The sequence below is a fragment of the Klebsiella sp. SWET4 genome (assembly GCF_024296565.1).
GTDB lineage: Bacteria > Pseudomonadota > Gammaproteobacteria > Enterobacterales > Enterobacteriaceae > Klebsiella > Klebsiella variicola.
In genome coordinates, this window is sequence record NZ_JANCOB010000013.1 from 1 (window position 1) to 20,221 (window position 20,221).

Annotated in this window: 19 protein-coding genes; 11 read left to right on the forward strand and 8 right to left on the reverse strand. The window is 56.7% G+C overall.

Going from position 1 to position 20,221, the window contains the following annotated elements:
* Positions 1 to 378 precede the first annotated feature (378 nt).
* A complete protein-coding gene (locus NKJ21_RS23060) occupies positions 379 to 1,677 on the forward strand; it encodes an MFS transporter (RefSeq protein WP_012540846.1) in 1,299 nt (432 codons plus the stop codon).
* Between the two features lie 3 nt (positions 1,678 to 1,680).
* On the opposite strand, the gene NKJ21_RS23065 is transcribed toward NKJ21_RS23060, so the two are convergent.
* The 5 genes from NKJ21_RS23065 to trxC form a co-directional block, all read right to left on the reverse strand.
* Positions 1,681 to 2,004, reverse strand: coding sequence for a YfiM family lipoprotein (locus NKJ21_RS23065; RefSeq protein WP_008803753.1), 324 nt, complete (start codon positions 2,002 to 2,004; stop codon positions 1,681 to 1,683).
* A 41-nt stretch (positions 2,005 to 2,045) separates the two neighbouring features.
* Complete coding sequence (gene pssA, locus NKJ21_RS23070; RefSeq protein ID WP_254733251.1) at positions 2,046 to 3,401, reverse strand: CDP-diacylglycerol--serine O-phosphatidyltransferase; 1,356 nt, start codon at positions 3,399 to 3,401, stop codon at positions 2,046 to 2,048.
* Positions 3,402 to 3,521: 120 nt separating this feature from the next.
* On the reverse strand, positions 3,522 to 6,173 hold the full coding sequence (pat, locus tag NKJ21_RS23075; protein WP_155011064.1) for a protein lysine acetyltransferase: 2,652 nt from the start codon (positions 6,171 to 6,173) through the stop codon (positions 3,522 to 3,524).
* Positions 6,174 to 6,207: 34 nt separating this feature from the next.
* Complete coding sequence (gene tapT, locus NKJ21_RS23080) at positions 6,208 to 6,906, reverse strand: tRNA-uridine aminocarboxypropyltransferase (RefSeq protein WP_117108604.1); 699 nt, start codon at positions 6,904 to 6,906, stop codon at positions 6,208 to 6,210.
* Between the two features lie 69 nt (positions 6,907 to 6,975).
* Positions 6,976 to 7,401, reverse strand: coding sequence for a thioredoxin TrxC (gene trxC, locus NKJ21_RS23085; protein WP_002914091.1), 426 nt, complete (start codon positions 7,399 to 7,401; stop codon positions 6,976 to 6,978).
* 203 nt (positions 7,402 to 7,604) lie between these two features.
* On the opposite strand from trxC, the gene NKJ21_RS23090 reads away from it, so the two are divergent.
* On the forward strand, positions 7,605 to 8,690 hold the full coding sequence (locus tag NKJ21_RS23090; RefSeq protein WP_012967429.1) for a tRNA/rRNA methyltransferase: 1,086 nt from the start codon (positions 7,605 to 7,607) through the stop codon (positions 8,688 to 8,690).
* A gap of 57 nt (positions 8,691 to 8,747) precedes the next feature.
* On the opposite strand, the gene ung is transcribed toward NKJ21_RS23090, so the two are convergent.
* Entirely contained in the window at positions 8,748 to 9,437 is a 690-nt protein-coding gene (gene ung, locus NKJ21_RS23095; RefSeq protein ID WP_012540850.1) for a uracil-DNA glycosylase, read from the reverse strand.
* Positions 9,438 to 9,748: 311 nt separating this feature from the next.
* Between ung and grcA the strand changes: the two genes are divergently transcribed.
* Positions 9,749 to 10,132, forward strand: coding sequence for an autonomous glycyl radical cofactor GrcA (grcA, locus tag NKJ21_RS23100; protein WP_002914084.1), 384 nt, complete (start codon positions 9,749 to 9,751; stop codon positions 10,130 to 10,132).
* A 45-nt stretch (positions 10,133 to 10,177) separates the two neighbouring features.
* Here the strand turns inward: grcA and srmB are convergent, their stop codons facing one another.
* Positions 10,178 to 11,509 (reverse strand): ATP-dependent RNA helicase SrmB, encoded by a 1,332-nt coding sequence (srmB, locus tag NKJ21_RS23105; protein WP_012540851.1) that lies wholly within the window; start codon positions 11,507 to 11,509, stop codon positions 10,178 to 10,180.
* Between the two features lie 130 nt (positions 11,510 to 11,639).
* On the opposite strand from srmB, the gene NKJ21_RS23110 reads away from it, so the two are divergent.
* Positions 11,640 to 12,377, forward strand: coding sequence for a tRNA1(Val) (adenine(37)-N6)-methyltransferase (locus tag NKJ21_RS23110; RefSeq protein WP_016161648.1), 738 nt, complete (start codon positions 11,640 to 11,642; stop codon positions 12,375 to 12,377).
* Here NKJ21_RS23110 and nadB read toward each other — a convergent pair.
* A complete protein-coding gene (gene nadB, locus NKJ21_RS23115) occupies positions 12,362 to 13,981 on the reverse strand; it encodes an L-aspartate oxidase (protein WP_080929286.1) in 1,620 nt (539 codons plus the stop codon). The two genes, NKJ21_RS23110 and nadB, sit on opposite strands and share 16 nt — an antisense overlap.
* A 327-nt stretch (positions 13,982 to 14,308) precedes the next feature.
* Between nadB and rseD the strand changes: the two genes are divergently transcribed.
* The 7 genes from rseD (at position 14,309) to lepB (ending at position 20,064) form a co-directional block, all read left to right on the forward strand.
* Positions 14,309 to 14,404: a rpoE leader peptide RseD gene (gene rseD, locus NKJ21_RS27880; RefSeq protein WP_121980491.1), complete on the forward strand. Its 96-nt coding sequence runs from the start codon at positions 14,309 to 14,311 to the stop codon at positions 14,402 to 14,404.
* Positions 14,401 to 14,976 (forward strand): RNA polymerase sigma factor RpoE, encoded by a 576-nt coding sequence (gene rpoE, locus NKJ21_RS23120; protein WP_002914074.1) that lies wholly within the window; start codon positions 14,401 to 14,403, stop codon positions 14,974 to 14,976. The genes rseD and rpoE overlap by 4 nt, the downstream gene beginning before the upstream one ends.
* Positions 14,977 to 15,008: 32 nt before the next feature.
* A complete protein-coding gene (gene rseA, locus NKJ21_RS23125) occupies positions 15,009 to 15,659 on the forward strand; it encodes an anti-sigma-E factor RseA (protein WP_008803762.1) in 651 nt (216 codons plus the stop codon).
* Entirely contained in the window at positions 15,659 to 16,615 is a 957-nt protein-coding gene (gene rseB, locus NKJ21_RS23130) for a sigma-E factor regulatory protein RseB (protein ID WP_012540854.1), read from the forward strand. The genes rseA and rseB overlap by 1 nt, the downstream gene beginning before the upstream one ends.
* A complete protein-coding gene (gene rseC / locus NKJ21_RS23135) occupies positions 16,612 to 17,091 on the forward strand; it encodes a SoxR-reducing system protein RseC (protein ID WP_008803764.1) in 480 nt (159 codons plus the stop codon). The genes rseB and rseC overlap by 4 nt, the downstream gene beginning before the upstream one ends.
* A 185-nt stretch (positions 17,092 to 17,276) precedes the next feature.
* Entirely contained in the window at positions 17,277 to 19,076 is a 1,800-nt protein-coding gene (gene lepA / locus NKJ21_RS23140; RefSeq protein WP_008803765.1) for a translation elongation factor 4, read from the forward strand.
* 13 nt (positions 19,077 to 19,089) lie between these two features.
* Positions 19,090 to 20,064 carry a signal peptidase I gene (gene lepB / locus NKJ21_RS23145; protein ID WP_008803766.1) on the forward strand — a complete coding sequence of 325 codons (975 nt, stop codon included), beginning with the start codon at positions 19,090 to 19,092 and terminating at the stop codon, positions 20,062 to 20,064.
* Positions 20,065 to 20,221 lie beyond the last annotated feature (157 nt).

The window sequence follows — 20,221 nt, forward strand, 5'->3', positions numbered from 1 at the left end:
GTCCGGCAACCGTGCCGGCATGTCTCCCCGGTGGCGCTGCGCTTACCGGGGCTACGGATTCGCACCCGCCCTGCACGACCTGTAGCCCGGACAAGGTGCGCAGCACCGCCTCCGGGGAAAACCCTGCCATACCCGCCCCATTATCTTCATTCAAAGCAACATAAAACCCCGTCATGGTAATCCCTTCATCATAATCCACTTTTTCCTTGCCCCTGCGCTGGCGTTAATCGCGAAAACCACTCTTACGAAAAAAAATGTGAATACAGTCACATATAAAGATATAACAATTATATAACATTTAGTTCACTAACTAATTTGTCTACGTGACGTGGTACGCCCGACAAGACAGATTGCAGTCTTTGCTGGAGCAATATAACAATGACAGAAAGTAGCATTACCGAACGGGGCGCGCCGGATCAGGCCGATACCCGTCGTCGTATTTGGGCAATAGTTGGCGCTTCCTCGGGGAATCTGGTTGAGTGGTTTGATTTTTACGTTTATTCATTCTGCTCGCTCTATTTCGCCCATATCTTTTTTCCATCTGGCAATACCACCACCCAACTGCTGCAGACGGCAGGCGTATTTGCCGCCGGATTCCTGATGCGTCCCATCGGCGGATGGCTGTTTGGTCGAATCGCCGACCGCCGCGGACGTAAAGCCTCCATGCTTATCTCGGTGTGCATGATGTGCTTTGGCTCACTGGTGATTGCCTGTCTGCCGGGTTATGCGGTCATCGGCACCTGGGCCCCGGCGCTGCTGCTGCTGGCGCGTCTGTTCCAGGGGCTGTCTGTTGGCGGAGAATACGGCACCAGTGCGACCTATATGAGTGAAGTCGCGGTGGAAGGTAAGAAAGGCTTCTATGCCTCCTTCCAGTACGTTACGCTGATTGGCGGTCAACTGCTGGCGGTATTAGTGGTTGTCGCGCTCCAGCAGGTGCTCAGCGATGAAGATCTCCATGCCTGGGGATGGCGTATTCCTTTTGCTCTTGGGGCGGTACTGGCTATCGTCGCGCTGTGGCTGCGTCGCCAGCTGGACGAAACCTCAAAGCAGGAGACCCGGGCGCTGAAAGAGGCTGGATCATTTAAAGGGTTGTGGCGCAATCGCCGGGCCTTCGTGATGGTGTTGGGCTTTACCGCCGCCGGATCGCTGACCTTCTACACCTTTACTACCTATATGCAAAAGTATCTGGTCAACACGGCGGGCATGACGGCTAGCACCGCCAGCGTGATCATGACCGCGGCGCTATTCGTTTATATGCTGGTTCAGCCGCTGTTCGGCGCCTTTTCGGATAAAGTTGGCCGTCGCACCTCCATGCTGTGCTTTGGCGTGCTGGCGACGTTATTTACCGTGCCTATTCTCAGTGCTCTGCAGAAGGTGAGCTCACCGTATGCCGCCTTCGGACTGGTGATCTGCGCCTTGCTGATCGTCAGTTTCTATACCTCTATCAGCGGCATCCTGAAAGCAGAGATGTTCCCGGCTCAGGTCCGCGCGCTTGGGGTAGGGCTTTCCTATGCCGTCGCGAACGCGCTGTTCGGCGGCTCTGCGGAATATGTCGCGCTGTCGCTTAAGTCGGCGGGGATAGAGCACGCGTTCTACTGGTATGTGACGGTGATGGCGGCCATCGCCTTCCTGGTTTCCCTGATGCTGCATCGCAAGGGAAAAGGCCTGCGCCTGTAACGCTTACTGGTGCGCCAGTTGCCACACAGCATAGCCGGTGGTCGCGCCGGCGACATCCCAGGCGAAATCTTTCCAGCTCCAGCCGCTCCCTGCCGGGCGGCTGTCCCAAAGCTCTTTTGACGCGCCAAGACTGATGGAAAACATCAGGCCAATGGCGGCGCTGCGGTCCCGGCTGTAACCCTGATGTTGCGCATACTCATTGCCGGCGGCAGACAGCATCGCCGAGGCCAGAAAATGCTGGGCTTTGTCCTGACCGGACCATGCATCATTTGCCATGTGGCTGCAGCCCGTTAACAGCAGCGATGTCATCACTATTATCGAACGCATAGCGCTTCCAGAAAAAAGCCCCGTCGACGCGGGGCTGATAGTCAGAGAATACGGCTGATCAACCGGTCAATGCGGATCCGTCGCAGGCGGCGGATCAGTTTTCGCACTTTCACCGGATAGTCGGCGATACTTTGCAGATCCCGATAATGTTTCACTACCGTGGTGTGGGTGCGGATGAGCTTCAGCTCTTTTTCCCGCATGGCCCCCAGCTGCCGCTTTGGATCGTGGATCAGAATGGCGTTTTCCAGATCGAGCCGCCAGGCGCGTGGGTTAAGGTTGTTGCCAGTGAGCAGCATCCACTCATCGTCAACCCACATGCCTTTCAGATGGTAGCTGTTATCGTCATCCTTCCACAGGCGAACGATCAGCTGCTCAGTATTGACATAATATTGCAGTCGGCTGAGGAAACGCCGCAGGTTGATCTCATACAGATAGGGAAGCGCACCGATAATTTTAAACGGTTGATCTTCCGGAATGTAGAAATCGTTAGCGGTTTTATCGCCGACAATAATCTCCACCTGTTTACCGTCCCGCAGCAGCTGGATGATATTTCTCACCAGTACGGCAGGGAGGTTGAAGTAGGGGGTACAGATCGTCAGCTTGTGCTCGGCACAAGGCATCAGGTGAAAAATAGTTTTGTTCAGCAGGCTGGATTTCCCCAGTCCTACCAGCGGGGTGACGGAGAGTTCTTCGTCACCAGCGGTGCCGACAAAATGGTAGCTGCGGTCGCGGAGCTCCTGACGGTACTGGCGAATGTCGTTTTTGATTTCCGGGCTTTTTGGCCGATCCGGTCTGTCGAGACGATTAACGCCGCGCCCCTGAACCAGATTATTGTCGACCCAGTCGAACATGACGTCCGCCATTTTGCCGTTACGGATGCACTGATAGCGGTCATAACGGTACTTGTCGTGCTGATGCAGATAAACATCGTTCAGGCTGGCGCCGCTGTAGAGGACGCTGTCATCGATAATAAAGCCTTTGAAATGGAGAACGCCGAGCGCCTCCCGGGTATTAATCGGCACGCCGTAAACGGGGATATCCACACCTGGGTTTTCATCGGCCATCCGGCAATACCAGTCGGCATTGGTGTTGGAGGCGGCGGCGCCGATACGACCACGTTGAGCACGGTGCCAGTCTACCAGAACGCGGACATCCAGTTCCGGACGCTGGCGTTTGGCGTCGTAGAGAGCCTGCAAAATTCCTTTTCCGCCATCATCTTGCTCCAGGTAGAGCGCAATAATGCATATACGCTGAGTGGCGTGGGCAATCCGGGTCAGTAACGCTTCCCTGAAATCCGCAGGGGCGTAAAAGAACTCTACATCATCAACTGACTGAGAAAGCTTAGGGAGTTGGGCAAGGTGTTGTTGATGTTTATTACGCTTAAATTTTGACAACATCACAGTGCGTTTCTTCTCTGTTTATTGAAGGGTCTTCTGTACCATGCAGACGACGTAAGCGGGCAATAATACCATTACTACCCGCTAATGTGGTCAACAATTGCGGTCAGCGTGACGCGATTATCCCTGATTCAGGGGCAGCGATAGACTGACAATCCCATCTTCCAGCTGAATATCAACGGTGAATCCCAGCTTTCTGGCCAGGCCGATCATGCCCCTGTTATTCGGCATCGTAATACCATTAAGGCGTTGCAGGCCATGGCTTTGTGTATAAGCGATCAGCTTTTCCAGCAGCCTTCGCCCCAGGCCTAACCCTTTTAAATCTGAACGGACCAGAACGGCAAACTCGGCGTCAATATTGTCGGGATCGGAGATCGCCCGCGTCACGCCGAGAATTTCGCTTTTCTCTGCGGTGGTCCTGACGGCAACAAACGCCATTTCACGATCGTAGTCGATCTGCGTCATATTGGCTAAATCGTCGTGGGTAAATTCGTTGATCTCACTAAAATAGCGATAATAGAGATCTTCTTTGGTGACCTGAGCGATAAACGCGAGCAGCTGCGGCTCATCTTCCGGAAGGATCGGCCGAAACAGGCAGCGATCGCCATTTTTCATTACCACCCACTCCTCCTGCTGGTGCGGATAGGGACGAATCGCAAGGCGGCTTTCACTGTCGCCGTCAAAGGGGGCCAGGCCTAGCGTGACGTCCAGCGCCGTAAACTCGTTGCCGGAGGCGAGCAGGGGATGAATGTCCAGGCGCTGGATCTCCGGGCAGTCGACGATCAGATTCGATACCTGAACCAGCAGCTGGCTCAGGCCCGCGATATCCAGCGGGCGCAATGCGCTGCGACCGCGGATCTTTTTATTTTTGATCGCCTGGATCACCAGATAACGCGCCAGGTTCATATTCAACGGCGGCAGCGCCACCGCGGCCTGATCCTCGGCCCGCCACTCCACGCCGCCTTCGCCCAGCATAATCAACGGGCCGAAGACGGGATCGTGTTCAACCACCACTCTCAGCTCCTGGGCGCCGGCGCGATTAGCCATACTCTGCACCAGCAGACCATGGATGCGCGCCTGGGGCCAGGCCAGTCTGACGCGATCGATCATCGCATCTGCCGCCTGCTGCACCTCGGCGGCGGTACGCAGATAGAGCATGACCCCCTGTACTTCCGATTTGTGCGGGATATCCGGAGAACGCAGCTTCAGCGCGACCGGATAGCCTATCTGCTCAGCGATATGCACTGCTTCTGCGCTGTCAGCGGCAATCCATGTCGGCAGAGTATGGATGCCATAGGTCCGGAGCACCGGGCTGACCTCATGGGTATCCAGCGTGGTGGCGCCGTCATCTATCGCTTGCTGCAGCAGAGCATGCGCTTCGCTGGTATTGGCGGTTAACGAATCCGGTAGCACCGGCGTCTCGCGCAGTTGTTTCTGGTTGCGACGGTATTCCACCATATGCATAAAAGCGGTGATCGTGCCCTCTGGCGTACGGTAGGTTGGGAGGCCGGCATCGCTGAATAAACGTCGCGCTTCCTGCGAGGAAAATTCGCCGCACCAGTTGGTCAGCACGGTGACATATTTACCGCGCGGATGATGCTTCAGGGCATCAATCAGGGCCAGCGCACTCTCCGTGCCCGGCGCGGCCGCGCTGGGCGAGTGGATCACCAGCAGCGCGTCATAGTCCTGACTGTTGAGCAAAATATTCACGGCCTGCTGATAATGTTCGCTGCTGGCATCATCGCGCAGATCTAATGGGTTGGCGATCTCGACGCCAACCGGCAACGCCTGGCGCAGGGCGTCGCGGGTCTCCTCGCTGAGGACCGCCAGTTTGCCATTCCGCAGCCAGAGTTCATCCAGCGCCAGCGCCGCCGGAGCCGCGCCATTGCTGACGATCATCAGCTTTTCACCGCGTAGCGGGCGCATATGGCTGAGCGTTTCCACGGCGGAGAACAGCTCATGGGTGTCCTGCACCCGCAGCAGGCCAGCACGCTGTATGGCTGCATCCCATGCCGGATCCATCCCGGAGTTGACGTGCAACAGCTTTTGCGCCGCGGGGCTACGGCCGCTTTTAATCACCAGGATAGGCTTGTTTCGCGAAGCGCTGCGCGCAGCGGAGACAAATCGGCGCGCATCGCTTAGATGCTCGAGGTAAAGCAAAATGGCGCTGGTCTTGCTGTCGCGGGCCAGAAAGTCCAGCAGGTCATCGACATCAATGTCCAGGCTATCGCCCAGCGCGATGAAGTAGGAAAACCCCATCTCGCGCTGCTGCGCCCAGTCAAGGATGGTATTAGAGACGGCGGCCGACTGCGAGATAAAGGCCAGTTTACCGCGATGGATCGCGACCGGCGAGAAGCTGGCGTTCAGGCCTTGCCACGGCGCCAGCAGTCCCAGGCTGTTTGGGCCGAGCAGGCGCATCTGATAGCGCGCGGCGCATTCGAGCAGCGCCGGATACTGTTCCGGCTGCGAAGAGAGAATGATGCAGGTTTTACACCCTTTCTGCCCTAAGGCTTCGAGCAATTCGATATTACGCCGGGCGTTAGTACAGAGCACCGCCAGATCCGGCGTAAACGGCAGGCTCTCAATCGTGGGCCATGCCAGCACCCCGAGCACCGCCTTCCAGGCGGGGGTCACCGGCAGTACCGGGCCATTGAAACCGCCGGCTAACAGGTTGCGCATCATGAGATAGCCAGCGCGCTGCGGCTTCATTGATGCGCCAATAACGGCGATGGACTTTGGTCGCAGCAGTGCTTCCAGGCCTCGTTGGCTCATACCGGTCTCCTTTCATCCCAGTGACCGAATGATTTTAAACGTTTTCCACCTGGTCCGCTGTGATACTCCCCTTATGCTGGGTTTTTCCCGCCAGATAGCGGGTCCGGAAGCGGGTGAAGTGCTCGCCAAGCGCAGCGGCGGCCGGGGCATCTCCCGCCAGATCCAGCAGGGCGATGGCCACTTCCGCGGTACAGTATTGTCCGTCGGCGTGCGCCTCGCGCAGATGATAGGCAGAGATGCGTGACAGATCGACGGAGATTATTGGCAGCGCGTCAAGATAAGGGCTCTTGCGGAACATTTTGCGCGCTTCGGTCCAGGTGCCGTCGAGCATAATAAACAGTGGCGGCTTGCCGGACGGCGGCGCGCTCAGGATCTGGCGCTCCGGCCCGGCATAGGAGGCAGGGAAAACCACCATCGGTTGATAATCAGGATGCGCGACCAGATCGAGCAGCGCCTGCGGCGGCTCGGTTCTCGACCATTGATAAGCCTCGGTATCAGGCAGAATATCGGCGATGAGCCGGCCGGTGTTGCTGGGCTTCATCGGTTCCGTATCAAACATCACCAGGCAGAAGCGGCTGGTGGCCTGCGCGGGCACTAACGTCGCGCACAGGCACTGCTTGAGCGGCAGCAGGCAGCGCTGACAGCGGCGGATGCGGTTGCCGCGAGCAAGGAAAGGCCGGGTAGCACGCGCGAGGCGTTCAGCGCGCAGGCGAAGGACTGCGTTTTCAATCATGGGAGTCGCTAGAGAAAAACGCTATTGTCGCAGAGGTGAAAACGGGGCACAAGCGGTGCCCCGGAAGGATTACTGTTGGCCGGCTTCGTTCAGCCAGCTATCAAATGGCGCTTTTGGCACCGCGCCATTGAGCATGTCGATCACTTCGCCATTTTTGAACATCATAATGGTCGGGATGCTGCGGATACGAAACCGGGCGCTAAGCTCACGTTCCGCTTCGGTGTTGACTTTGACAAAACGCATCTTCCCGCTACGTTCTTCCGCGACATCTTCAAAGATCGGCGCGAAGCTACGGCAGGGGCCGCACCATGGCGCCCAGAAATCGACAACGACCGGCAGATCGTCCTTTAAGAGTTTATCCAGCGTTGCCCCGGTCGCGTTGATGACGTCGCCGTCAAAAAGATCGTGACCGCAGCGTCCGCACTTTGCGCCATCCGCGCTACGATCGTCCGGGAGGCGGTTCAGAGCCTGACAACTGGCACAAACGGTATTCATAACTAACCTCTGGTTATGGGTTGCAACGTGGCACGTGGCCGATATGTTTCTGTGATGTTACATATTATCGATTAAGTGTTATTTAAGGACAATGCGTTTTGTTCGATGAGTGCAATAGAGGCCGGCTTTTAAACGAAATCATGGCGAAGCGATGACACATCGGGTAATCTGCGCGCTTCGCGCAGCGCAGGTGGAGAAAATTGATGAGCGACGAACTGAAAAATAAAAGCGGCAAGGTCAAAGTGATGTATGTCCGCAGTGATGATGATTCTGACAAACGCACCCATAACCCACGTACCGGGAAAGGGGGAGGTCGTCCAGGAAAATCTCGTGTTGACGGCCGCAGCCGCCCTGCGCGTGACGAACGAAACAGCCGCGGCGACGATCGCAAACGTGACGACCGTAAGCGTGACGATCGCAAGCGCGATGATTTTCATCGTGACGATGCGTCTCCGTGGCGTACCGTTTCCCGCGCTCCTGGCGATGAGACGCCGGTAAAAGAAGATCACGGCGGGATCAGCGGGAAGAGCTTTATCGATCCGGAAGTACTGCGTCGTCAGCGTGCGGAAGAGACCCGCGTGTATGGCGAAAACGCCTGCCAGGCGCTGTTCCAGAGCCGTCCGGAAGCTATCGTTCGCGCCTGGTTTATCCAGAGCGTCACGCCCCGCTTTAAAGAAGCGCTGCGCTGGATGGCGGCCAACCGTAAAGCCTATCATGTGGTGGACGAAGCCGAGCTGGCGAAAGCCTCCGGCACCGAGCACCACGGCGGGGTCTGCTTCCTGATCAAAAAACGCCACGGCACCTCTGTTGCCCAGTGGGTCGCGAAGGCGGCAGAAGAAGATTGTGTTCTGGCGCTGGAAGACGTGGGTAACCCGCACAACCTCGGGGCGATCATGCGCAGCTGCGCGCACTTCGGCGTGAAGGGCGTGGTGGTTCAGGATGCTGGCGTGCTGGAGTCCGGGGCGGCGATCCGTACGGCGGAGGGCGGAGCGGAGCATGTTGAACCGATCACCGGCGACAGCTTTATCGATACCCTGGATCAGTTCCGCAAAGCGGGCTACGCGATTGTCTCAACGTCCAGCCATAATGGTACGCCGCTGTTTAAAGCCGAGCTGCCGAAGAAAATGGTGCTGGTGTTAGGCCAGGAGCGTGATGGTCTGTCCGATGCGGCGATTTCCAGCTCCGATCTCAGCGTTGCCATCGACGGTACCGGCAATGTCGAAAGCCTGAACGTCTCTGTGGCGACCGGCGTCCTGCTGGCAGAATGGTGGCGTCAGAACAAGGCGTAATTCGCCTGCCTGAATGCGAAAAAGCCAGCTGATGCTGGCTTTTTTTATGGCTGTCGATCACTCGCTTTCGGCGGGAAGGACCGGCATCCAGTCGATCGGCGCTTCGCCGCGGTCAGCCAGCCACTGGTTGGTCTGTACGAAATGGTTGCTGCCAAAGAAGCCGCGATGCGCAGAGAGCGGCGATGGGTGCGGCGCCTTCAGCACGCAGTGGCGCTGACGATCGATAATCGCGCCTTTCTTCTGCGCATGAGAACCCCACAGCAGAAAGACCACCCCCTCGCAATGCTCATTGATTAATGCGATAACTTTATCGGTAAAGGTCTCCCAGCCAAGGCTGGCGTGCGAGTGCGCCTGCCCGGCGCGGACGGTCAGGACCGTATTAAGCAGAAGTACGCCCTGACGCGCCCAGCTTTCGAGATAACCGTGAGTGGGGCGAGTAAAGCCGGGGATCGTGGCCTCCAGCTCTTTGTACATGTTCAAGAGCGAGGGCGGGATCGCGACGCCCGGGCGAACCGAGAATGCCAGACCGTGGGCCTGACCCGGGCCGTGATAGGGATCCTGGCCGAGAATGACGACTTTGACGTCGCCCAGCTCGGTAAAGCGAAACGCATTGAAGACGTCTTTTTGCGGTGGGTAGATGGTGATCCCGGACTGGCGCTCTTCGGCGACGGTCTTCAGTGTATTGAGAAAATAGGGTTGTTGCTTTTCATCCGCCAGCACGTCATGCCAGGTTAAAGAGGTGGTCATCTTGCTCTCCTGCAAAGGGTCATCGCTATAGCTTAACGGCTTCTTTCTACAGAACAAAATCGGCACGGCTTGATGTGGGCTTTTATGCAAAAAAAATTGAAAATTTACAAAATTATTTATGAGACCCCATGGCCTAACTTGATGTAAAACAATAAAATCCCTCTATACCCACTTTGTGTGAGTGGTTTTTATTGATTTATATCAAGGAATGCCGAGGGTGCGGCTGATATATATACACTCATACAACAATGGTTTTACCAATTGGCCGCGAAGAGGCCAAAATCGAATAAACACTGCCTGGGAGGCATCAAATGATTACTGGTATCCAAATTACTAAAGCGGCAAACGACGACCTGCTGAACTCTTTCTGGCTGCTGGACAGCGAAAAAGGCGAAGCGCGCTGCCTGTGTGCCAAAGGTGGTTTTGCGGAAGACGACGTGGTGGCGGTGAGCAAACTGGGTGAAATCGAATACCGTGAAATTCCGGTAGACGTGAAACCAGAAGTTCGCGTGGAAGGCGGTCAGCACCTGAACGTGAACGTGCTGCGTCGCGAAACTCTGCTGGACGCGGTTGAGCACCCGGAAAAATACCCGCAGCTGACCATTCGTGTTTCCGGCTATGCGGTACGCTTCAACTCCCTGACTCCGGAACAGCAGCGTGACGTTATCGCCCGTACCTTTACCGAAAGCCTGTAAGGCTGAAGCCAGATGTGAAAACGCCGGGATGTCCCGGCGTTTTTTTTACTCTTCAGTGGACGTTGATGGCGTCCCGGCCGCGCTTGGCTTACGGCGCTTACCGATATTTTTGGTGTCGCGATGGCGTTTCTTCACCCGCGGTTTCTCTTTTTCTTTCTCTTTTTTCTCGGCGCGCTTCGCCAATACTTTCTTCGACGGTTTACCGGTTAACTTCTCGCTCGGCGCGCGGGTTTTCGGTCGCAGTTCATCAATCACGCGGGCTTTCAGCGGTTCTTCAACGTAGCGGCCGATCTTGCCCAGCAGCAGGTGGTCATGCGCTTCAACCAGCGAAATGGCGATGCCTTTTTTACCGGCGCGGCCGGTACGACCGATACGGTGCAAATAGATATCGGCGGTGCGCGGCATGTCGAAGTTAAACACGTGGCTGACATCCGGGATATCAATACCGCGTGCGGCGACGTCGGTGGCGATCAGCACGTTCACGCGACCATCGGTCAGGCGTTTAATCGCTTCGTTGCGCTTAATCTGCACCATCTCGCCCTCCAGCCAGCAGGTGTTAATCCCTGCTTCGTGCAGCTTAGCGGCGAGTTCGTGAACGCGCTCGCGCTTACGCACGAAGACGATGGAGCGGGTTGCTTCCGGCTGCTTCAGCAAATGAATCAGCAGCGCGGTTTTATGCTCGATATCGTCGGCGCGATAGTACCACTGATGAATTTTTTTACGTTCGCGGGTCGATGGGGTAGCGGAGACTTCAACCGGCTCTTCCAGCAGGCGTTCGGCAAAATCCTTGATCGCATCGCCTTCCAGCGTGGCGGAGAACAGCATGGTCTGCTTGCGCCAGCGGGTTTCACCGGCGATGGTTTCGATATCCTGAGCAAAGCCCATGTCCAGCATGCGGTCGGCTTCATCGAGGATCAGGGTCTCGACGGCGCGGCAGTCAAAGTTCTCTTCTTTAATATACTGCAGCAGGCGACCGGTGGTAGCGACCACGATATCCTGGTTTTCGCTGAACACTTCCGCGTGGTTCATGTACGCTACGCCGCCGGTAATGGTGGCGATATCCAGATGGGTATGCTTCGCCAGCTCGCGGGCGTGGTCAGCCACCTGCATCGCCAGCTCACGGGTCGGCGTCAGGATAAGAATGCGCGGCGGCCCGGATTTCTTACGCGGGAAATCGAGCAGGTGCTGCAACGCTGGCAGCAGATACGCCGCCGTTTTACCGGTGCCGGTCGGCGCTGAACCGAGAATGTCACGGCCATCGAGCGCAGGCGGAATAGCGGCGGCCTGAATGGCTGTCGGGCGAGTGAAACCTTTATCCTGGAGGGCTTCCAGCAGGTTTTCGTCGAGTTCAAGTTCGGAAAAAGTCGTTACAGTCATGTTCTACCTCTGAGTGGGCCGCCGATTATAGACGTTACTGACGTAATGTTCATCTGTTTGTAAGGCTATCTGTTCTCCGGTATTGTGCATAGCCTTACGTTCAGGAGTTTTGTCGGCAAGGTTATTGAGGATGTCTCAGTCGAAGTTTGCGCTGCCGCGCAATGGTTTTACCTTCAAACAGTTCTTTGTCGCCCACGATCGTTGCGCGATGAAGGTGGGCACTGATGGCATTTTGCTTGGCGCCTGGGCGCCGATTGCCGGGGTGAAGCATGTGCTGGATATTGGCGCGGGCAGCGGCCTGCTGGCGCTAATGCTCGCCCAGCGTACCGGTCACGATGTGCAAGTCGATGCGGTCGAACTGGACGAGGAGGCAGCCGCTCAGGCGCGGGAAAATGCCCTCGCGTCACCGTGGTCTTCGCGCATAGAAATCTGCCAGGCCGATATCCATCAGTGGCAGCCGTCGCAAACCCGACGCTATGAACTGATAATCAGTAACCCGCCTTTTTTTGCCGAAGGCGTGCCATGCGCTACCTCGCAGCGGGAGCAGGCGCGGTATACCACGACGCTCGATCACGCCTCCCTGCTGACCTGTGCCGCAGAGCATATCACCGAAGAAGGTTTTTTTTGCGTGGTGCTGCCGGTGGATATCGGTAATGCGTTTATCGAGCGGGCAACGGCGATGGGGTGGCATTTGCGACTGCGCACTGACGTGGCGGAGACCGAACTGCGGCCGCCGCACCGGGTGCTGCTGGCGTTCTCCCCGACGGCAGGAGAGTGTTTCTGCGACAGACTGGCGATCCGCGGGCCAGAGCAGCAGTACTCTGAAGGGTTTACTGCTCTGACCGGGGATTTTTATCTCTTTATGTGAGCCAGGGGCGACAGTATCGACGGGCCGCTGTTCGGCAGCGGCTGCGGATAGTCGAGGGTATAGTGCAGCCCGCGGCTCTCCTTACGTAACATCGCGCAGCGTACGATAAGCTCCGCCACCTGCACCAGATTGCGCAGCTCCAGCAGATTATTCGAGACGCGGAAGCGGGCGTAATACTCATCCAGCTCCTGCTGGAGCATGGTAATGCGCCGCAGGGCGCGCTCCAGTCTGCGCGTCGTGCGCACAATGCCGACATAATCCCACATCAGCAGGCGCAGCTCGTGCCAGTTATGCTGGATAACCACCAGTTCATCCGGGATCTCCACCTGACTTTCATCCCACGCCGGCAGGGTGGTGACCTTCTGGGCCAGCGGCAGGCGCCGGGCGATATCCTCCGCGGCGGACCAGCCGTAGACCAGACACTCCAGCAGCGAGTTCGAGGCCATGCGGTTGGCGCCGTGCAGCCCGGTATAGCTGACTTCGCCGATGGCGTATAAGCCATCGACGTCAGTACGGCCATTATCATCCACCATCACGCCGCCGCAGGTGTAATGCGCGGCGGGGACGACCGGCACCGGATCTTTGGTTAAATCAATTCCCAGACCGAGCAGCTTTTCGTAAATCATCGGGAAGTGCTGGCGAACAAACGCCTCGGGTTTATGGCTGATATCAAGGAACATACAGTCAACGCCCAGGCGCTTCATTTCATGGTCGATGGCGCGGGCGACGATATCGCGCGGGGCCAGCTCGCCGCGCTCGTCAAAGTCCGGCATAAAGCGGGTGCCGTCCGGGCGTTTAAGGTGGGCGCCTTCGCCGCGCAGCGCTTCAGTAAGCAGGAAATTGCGTGCCTGTGGATGATACAGCGCGGTGGGGTGGAACTGGTTGAATTCGAGATTCGCTACCCGGCAGCCCGCCCGCCAGGCCATCGCAATGCCGTCTCCGGAAGAGACGTCAGGGTTAGTGGTATATTGATAAACCTTGGCGGCCCCGCCGGTCGCAAGCACCACCGCCTTCGCGCTGCAGGTTTCTACCCGCTCTTTATTGCGGTTCCAGATCCAGGCCCCGACCACCCGGCGCGTGCCCGGCAGGCCAATCTTGTCCGAGACAATCAAATCAACGGCATTGCTGCGCTCAATGATGCGGATATTCGGATGAGCAAGGGCTTTATCGACCAGCGTTGTCTCTACCGCTTTGCCGGTAGCGTCGGCGGCGTGAAGAATGCGTCGATGGCTGTGCCCCCCTTCGCGAGTGAGATGGTAGCTCTCTTCGCCATTGGCCTGGACCTGGGTGTCAAACAGCACGCCCTGATCGATAAGCCATTGTACGCACGGTCTGGCGTTGCTGGCGACGAAGGTGACCGCATGGCGATCGCAGAGTCCCGCGCCGGCGATCAGCGTATCTTCAACATGGGATTCGATACTGTCCGTCTCATCGAAGACGGCGGCAATCCCGCCCTGCGCATAGAACGTCGAACCTTCGCTGATCGGCCCTTTACTCAGCACCGTCACCGAACTGTGCTCCGCCAGGCGCAGCGCGAGGGAGAGACCGGCAGCACCGCTGCCGATAATCAACACATCACAAGATAAGTCAGGAGTGGTATTCATCGTCTTTGTTTAATTTACTAAACACATTTAGCTCACAATAGCACCAGCGCGTGAGGAATCGTACATATTTTTTGCCTGGTGTTGTGACGGCTAAACAGAAGGGGCCGGGAAAAGGGGCGTTGTGCGGTAAAAAAGAGAAGTGGAGCAGGTTGTTAGCATTGGATTTTATAGTGAAATAAACACTGTGTTACGATACCCTTCAGTCGGGCCTGCGCTTTTTCTTATTGACTAACCTGTTGTTTAGCAACCTGGGCATATAATGATTGATAACGATCTGCCGCCGTTGCCAGACAAAAAACAAAAGCGTAACGGAACTTTATTGTTTTCATGCACTCCAACAGTCAGCTTGCTCATAATGCAGATTTTGGGTGGTGTTTTGAAGACGCATGGGAATTGGGTTTGGGGAGACATTACCTCGGATGAGCGAGCAGTTAACGGATCAGGTCCTTGTTGAACGGGTCCAGAAAGGAGATCAGAAAGCGTTTAATTTGCTGGTGGTGCGCTATCAGCATAAGGTCGCGAGTCTGGTTTCCCGCTATGTACCGCCGGGCGATATCGCTGACGTTGTTCAGGAATCGTTCGTTAAGGCATGGCGTGCGCTGGACTCTTTCCGGGGAGATAGCGCTTTTTACACCTGGTTATACCGTATCGCCGTCAACACGGCGAAGAATTATCTGGTTGCTCAGGGACGCCGTCCGCCGTCCAGCGATGTTGACGCCAACGAGGCGGAAAACTTCGAAAGCGGCGGGGCGTTGAAAGAAATTTCGAACCCTGAGAACTTAATGTTGTCAGAAGAACTGAGACAAATAGTTTTTCGTACCATTGAATCGCTCCCGGAAGATTTACGCATGGCAATTACGTTACGGGAGCTGGATGGCCTGAGCTATGAAGAGATAGCCGCTATCATGGATTGTCCGGTTGGGACGGTGCGTTCGCGTATCTTCCGGGCGCGAGAAGCTATTGATAATAAAGTTCAACCGCTTATCAGGCGTTGACGATAGCGGAATACTGGAAAAGGGTATCAGGCATGCAGAAAGAACAACTTTCGGCTTTAATGGATGGTGAAACGCTGGATAAAGAACTGCTCAACGAGCTGAGCCGTTCCTCTGAGATGCAAAAAACCTGGGAGAGCTATCACCTCATTCGCGATACGCTGCGTGGCGATACCGCAGAGGTGCTGCAATTCGATATCTCCGCCCGGGTGATGGCCGCCATTGAAAATGAGCCCGTTCGTCAGACGGCGCCGCTTATTCCTGAATCTCAGCCCGCACCCCACCAGTGGCGGCAGATGCCGTTCTGGAACAAAGTGCGTCCATGGGCCAGCTCACTCACCCAAATGGGCGTTGCCGCCTGCGTATCGCTTGCGGTTATCGTCGGCGTCCAGCACTATAATGGGCAATCTGATGCGACTCAGCAGCCAGAGGCGCCAGTGTTCAATACCCTGCCGATGATGGGTAAAGCGAGCCCGGTAAGCCTTGGCGTGCCGGCTGACGCATCAGCGGGTAGCGGCCAGCAGGCGCAAGTCCAGGAACAGCGCCGCCGGATTAACGCCATGTTGCAGGACTATGAACTGCAGCGCCGCCTGCACGCTGAGCAGCTGCAGTTTGGCCAGGCCCAGACTCAGCAGGCAGCAGTCCAGGTGCCGGGTTATCAAACTTTAGGAACGCAATCGCAGTAATGAAGCAACTTTGGTGTGCCATGTCGCTCATGGCAGGCAGCCTGTTGTTCTCTGTCAACGCCTCGGCTGATACATCGTCCGGGGCGTTGTTGCAGCAGATGAACCTGGCCAGCCAGTCCCTCAATTATGAGCTGTCTTTCGTCAGCATCAATAAACAAGGCGTTGAGTCGCTGCGCTATCGTCATGCGCGACTGAACAATCAACCGCTGGCGCAACTGCTGCAGCTGGACGGTCCGCGCCGGGAAGTGGTCCTGCGCGGCACGGAAATCAGCTATTTTGAACCCGGTCTCGATCCTTTCACCCTCAACGGCGACTACATCGTCGATTCGCTGCCATCGTTGGTTTATAGCGATTTCAAACGCCTCTCCGCTGCGTATGATTTTATCTCCGTTGGCCGTACCCGTATCGCTGACCGCCTCTGCGACGTGATCCGCGTCGTAGCTCGCGACGGTACGCGCTATAGCTTTATCGCCTGGCTGGACGCCGAGACCAAACTGCCGCTGCGCGTCGATTTGCTCGACCGCGACGGTGAAACGCTGGAGCAGTTCCGGGTTGTCTCCTTCAACGTTGGCGATAACGTCAGCGCCAGCATGGAGACGCTGGCAAAAGCGAATCTACCGCCGCAGCTGTCCGTCCCTGAAGGGGGCGACAAAGCCAACTTCAACTGGGCGCCAACATGGCTTCCCCAGGGGATGGCTGAAGTTTCCAGCAGTCAGCGCCGTCTGCCCACTTTTGACGGTCCAGTCGAATCACGTCTCTATTCCGACGGCTTGTTCAGCTTCTCGATCAATATCAACCGCGCCACGGCGGCCAGCAGCGACCAGCTGTTGCGCACCGGTCGACGTACCGTCAGCACGACGGTACGCGATAACGCGGAGATCACCGTGGTGGGCGAACTGCCGCCGCAGACGGCGAAGCGTATCTCTGACAGTATTAAATTCAAGGCAGTACAATGATTAAAGAGTGGGCCACCGTGGTTTCCTGGCATAACGGCGTGGCGCAGGTGCACTGCGACGTTAAAGCCTCCTGCAGCAGCTGCGCTTCCCGTGCCGGCTGCGGTAGCCGGGTGTTAAACAAGCTGGGGCCGCAGACCAGCCATACCATTAGCGTGCCCTGCGAGCAGCCATTGGCCGCGGGGCAAAAAGTGGAGCTGGGGATCGCTGAAAGTAGCCTGCTGGGCTCAGCGCTGCTCGTCTATATGGCGCCGTTGGTGGGGCTGTTTGTGATGGCGTCCATTTTCCAGGTGCTGTTTGCCAGCGATATCGCGTCACTTTGCGGCGCGCTGTTGGGCGGCGTCGGCGGCTTCCTGGTGGCGCGCGGTCTGTCGCCGCAGCTGGCTGCTCGCCAGTCATGGCAGCCGGTGATTTTAAGCGTCGGTTTGCCGCCGGATCTGCTGCGTGTTGATACGCCCTCCTCTGAAATGGGGCAGTGATTTCACTGCCCCTCATCTTTATTTACTCTTCCTGTAACAACGCCACAATTTCTGCCGTTATGCTGGATCTAACAGCATTTCCTGGTTTCACGGATGTAGTGTAGAATGCGGCGTTTTCGGATTAAAAAACGTCAGGCACAGTACAGCGGCCTCATGATACTCGTAAGGCATAATTAACTCTAAATATGAAGAATATACGTAACTTTTCGATCATCGCTCACATCGACCACGGTAAGTCGACGCTGTCTGACCGTATCATCCAGATTTGCGGTGGCCTTTCTGATCGCGAAATGGCGGCCCAGGTTCTGGACTCCATGGACCTTGAACGTGAGCGCGGGATTACCATCAAGGCGCAGAGCGTCACCCTGGACTATAAAGCCAGCGATGGTGAAACTTATCAGCTCAACTTTATCGACACCCCGGGCCACGTTGACTTCTCCTATGAAGTATCGCGCTCCCTGGCGGCGTGCGAAGGCGCGCTGCTGGTGGTTGACGCCGGGCAGGGCGTAGAAGCCCAGACCCTGGCGAACTGCTATACCGCCATGGAAATGGACCTCGAAGTCGTTCCGGTGCTCAACAAGATCGACCTGCCTGCGGCCGATCCGGAGCGCGTAGCGGACGAGATTGAAGATATTGTCGGTATTGATGCTCACGACGCGGTTCGCTGCTCGGCGAAAACCGGCGTTGGCGTGCCGGACGTGCTGGAACGTCTGGTGCGCGATATTCCGCCGCCGGAAGGCGATCCGGACGCGCCGCTGCAGGCGCTGATCATCGACTCCTGGTTCGATAACTACTTAGGCGTCGTGTCGCTGGTTCGTATTAAAAACGGCACCATGCGCAAGGGCGATAAAATTAAGGTGATGAGCACCGGCCAGGTCTATAACGCCGACCGTCTGGGCATCTTCACCCCGAAACAGGTCGACCGTACCGAGCTGAAATGCGGCGAGGTAGGCTGGCTGGTCTGCGCGATCAAAGACATCCTCGGCGCGCCGGTGGGCGATACCCTGACCGCGGCGCGTAATCCAGCGGATAAAGCGCTGCCGGGCTTCAAAAAAGTGAAGCCGCAGGTCTATGCCGGTCTGTTCCCGGTGAGCTCTGATGACTATGAAAACTTCCGTGATGCGCTGGGTAAACTGAGTCTGAACGATGCTTCCTTGTTCTATGAGCCGGAAAGCTCAACGGCGCTGGGCTTCGGCTTCCGCTGCGGCTTCCTCGGCCTGTTGCACATGGAAATCATTCAGGAGCGTCTGGAGCGTGAGTACGATCTTGACCTGATTACCACGGCGCCGACGGTAGTCTATGAAGTGGAAACGACCTCCAAAGAAGTTATCTACGTCGATAGCCCGTCCAAGCTGCCGCCGCTGAATAATATTCAGGAGCTGCGTGAGCCTATCGCCGAGTGTCACATGCTGTTGCCGCAGGAGTTCCTCGGCAACGTGATCACCCTGTGTATCGAGAAGCGTGGTGTGCAGACCAACATGGTTTACCACGGTAAACAGGTGGCGCTGACCTACGAAATCCCGATGGCGGAAGTGGTTCTCGACTTCTTCGACCGTCTGAAGTCTACCTCCCGTGGCTATGCGTCGCTGGATTATAACTTCAAACGCTTCCAGGCCTCGAACATGGTGCGCGTTGACGTGCTGATCAACGGCGAGCGTGTCGATGCGCTGGCGCTGATCACCCACAACGACAACGCCCCTTATCGTGGTCGCGAACTGGTCGAGAAGATGAAAGAGCTGATCCCGCGTCAGCAGTTCGATATCGCCATTCAGGCGGCTATCGGCAACCACATCATCGCGCGCTCTACTGTGAAACAGCTGCGTAAAAACGTCCTGGCGAAATGCTACGGCGGCGACGTCAGCCGTAAGAAAAAGCTGCTGCAGAAGCAGAAAGAAGGTAAGAAGCGTATGAAGCAGGTCGGTAACGTTGAACTGCCGCAGGAAGCGTTCCTCGCCATTCTGCACGTTGGTAAAGACGGCAAATAATTAAGGAGTTGGCATGGCGAACATGTTTGCCCTGATTTTGGTCATTGCGACCCTTGTGACAGGGCTGTTGTGGTGTCTGGATAAGTTCATCTTCGCACCAAAACGTCGTGAGCGTCAGGCCGCTGCTCAGGCAGCGACCGGCGAGCAACTGGACAAGAAAACGCTGAAGAAAGTGGGCCCGAAACCGGGCTGGCTGGAAACTGGCGCCTCGGTCTTCCCGGTGCTGGCGATTGTGCTGATTGTGCGTTCGTTTATCTATGAACCTTTCCAGATCCCGTCAGGTTCGATGATGCCGACCCTGCTGATTGGCGATTTCATCCTGGTGGAGAAATTCGCTTACGGCATTAAAGATCCGATCTACCAGAAAACGCTGATCGAAACGGGTCATCCAAAGCGCGGCGACATCGTGGTGTTTAAATATCCGGAAGATCCGCGTCTCGACTACATTAAGCGCGCGGTGGGATTACCGGGCGATAAAGTCACCTACGATCCGGTTGCCAAGCAGGTCACTATTCAGCCGGGCTGCAGCTCCGGACAGGCCTGCGGCAACGCGCTGCCGGTGACCTATTCCAATGTTGAGCCGAGCGATTTCGTTCAGACCTTCTCCCGCAGCAACGGCGGCGAAGCGTCCAGCGGTTTCTGGCAGTTGCCGAAGGGCGAAACCAAAGCGGACGGCATTCGTCTGACCGAGCGTCAGGAGACGCTGGGCGACGTCACGCACCGTATTCTGATGGTGCCGATTGCCCAGGATCAGGTTGGGATGTACTACCATCAGTCCGGCCTGCCGCTGGCCACCTGGATTGTACCGCCCGGTCAGTATTTTATGATGGGTGACAACCGGGATAACAGCGCCGACAGCCGCTACTGGGGCTTTGTGCCGGAAGCGAACCTGGTCGGAAAAGCGACCGCTATCTGGATGAGTTTTGAAAAACAGGAAGGTGAATGGCCGACCGGCGTGCGGTTATCGCGCATTGGTGGAATTCATTAATTTCCCCTGTTGAATTCACGTCGCTGCGATAACCGCAGCGACGTGAATTATTTAATATTTAAATCCATTCAAACTAACGACATCCCGTGTCGTTGCGTATAGAATATCCCCCCGAAGTTTTTGGTTGTCGCTCTGCCGGGTGACACTGCACACGAAA

Coding starts and splice junctions, on each gene's coding strand:
- NKJ21_RS23060 (WP_012540846.1), top strand. CDS start 379: ATGACAGAAAGTAGCATTACCGAACGGGGCGCGCCGGATCAGGCCGAT.
- NKJ21_RS23065 (WP_008803753.1), bottom strand. CDS start 2,004: ATGCGTTCGATAATAGTGATGACATCGCTGCTGTTAACGGGCTGCAGC.
- pssA (WP_254733251.1), bottom strand. CDS start 3,401: ATGTTGTCAAAATTTAAGCGTAATAAACATCAACAACACCTTGCCCAA.
- pat (WP_155011064.1), bottom strand. CDS start 6,173: ATGAGCCAACGAGGCCTGGAAGCACTGCTGCGACCAAAGTCCATCGCC.
- tapT (WP_117108604.1), bottom strand. CDS start 6,906: ATGATTGAAAACGCAGTCCTTCGCCTGCGCGCTGAACGCCTCGCGCGT.
- trxC (WP_002914091.1), bottom strand. CDS start 7,401: ATGAATACCGTTTGTGCCAGTTGTCAGGCTCTGAACCGCCTCCCGGAC.
- NKJ21_RS23090 (WP_012967429.1), top strand. CDS start 7,605: ATGAGCGACGAACTGAAAAATAAAAGCGGCAAGGTCAAAGTGATGTAT.
- ung (WP_012540850.1), bottom strand. CDS start 9,437: ATGACCACCTCTTTAACCTGGCATGACGTGCTGGCGGATGAAAAGCAA.
- grcA (WP_002914084.1), top strand. CDS start 9,749: ATGATTACTGGTATCCAAATTACTAAAGCGGCAAACGACGACCTGCTG.
- srmB (WP_012540851.1), bottom strand. CDS start 11,509: ATGACTGTAACGACTTTTTCCGAACTTGAACTCGACGAAAACCTGCTG.
- NKJ21_RS23110 (WP_016161648.1), top strand. CDS start 11,640: ATGTCTCAGTCGAAGTTTGCGCTGCCGCGCAATGGTTTTACCTTCAAA.
- nadB (WP_080929286.1), bottom strand. CDS start 13,981: ATGAATACCACTCCTGACTTATCTTGTGATGTGTTGATTATCGGCAGC.
- rseD (WP_121980491.1), top strand. CDS start 14,309: ATGCACTCCAACAGTCAGCTTGCTCATAATGCAGATTTTGGGTGGTGT.
- rpoE (WP_002914074.1), top strand. CDS start 14,401: ATGAGCGAGCAGTTAACGGATCAGGTCCTTGTTGAACGGGTCCAGAAA.
- rseA (WP_008803762.1), top strand. CDS start 15,009: ATGCAGAAAGAACAACTTTCGGCTTTAATGGATGGTGAAACGCTGGAT.
- rseB (WP_012540854.1), top strand. CDS start 15,659: ATGAAGCAACTTTGGTGTGCCATGTCGCTCATGGCAGGCAGCCTGTTG.
- rseC (WP_008803764.1), top strand. CDS start 16,612: ATGATTAAAGAGTGGGCCACCGTGGTTTCCTGGCATAACGGCGTGGCG.
- lepA (WP_008803765.1), top strand. CDS start 17,277: ATGAAGAATATACGTAACTTTTCGATCATCGCTCACATCGACCACGGT.
- lepB (WP_008803766.1), top strand. CDS start 19,090: ATGGCGAACATGTTTGCCCTGATTTTGGTCATTGCGACCCTTGTGACA.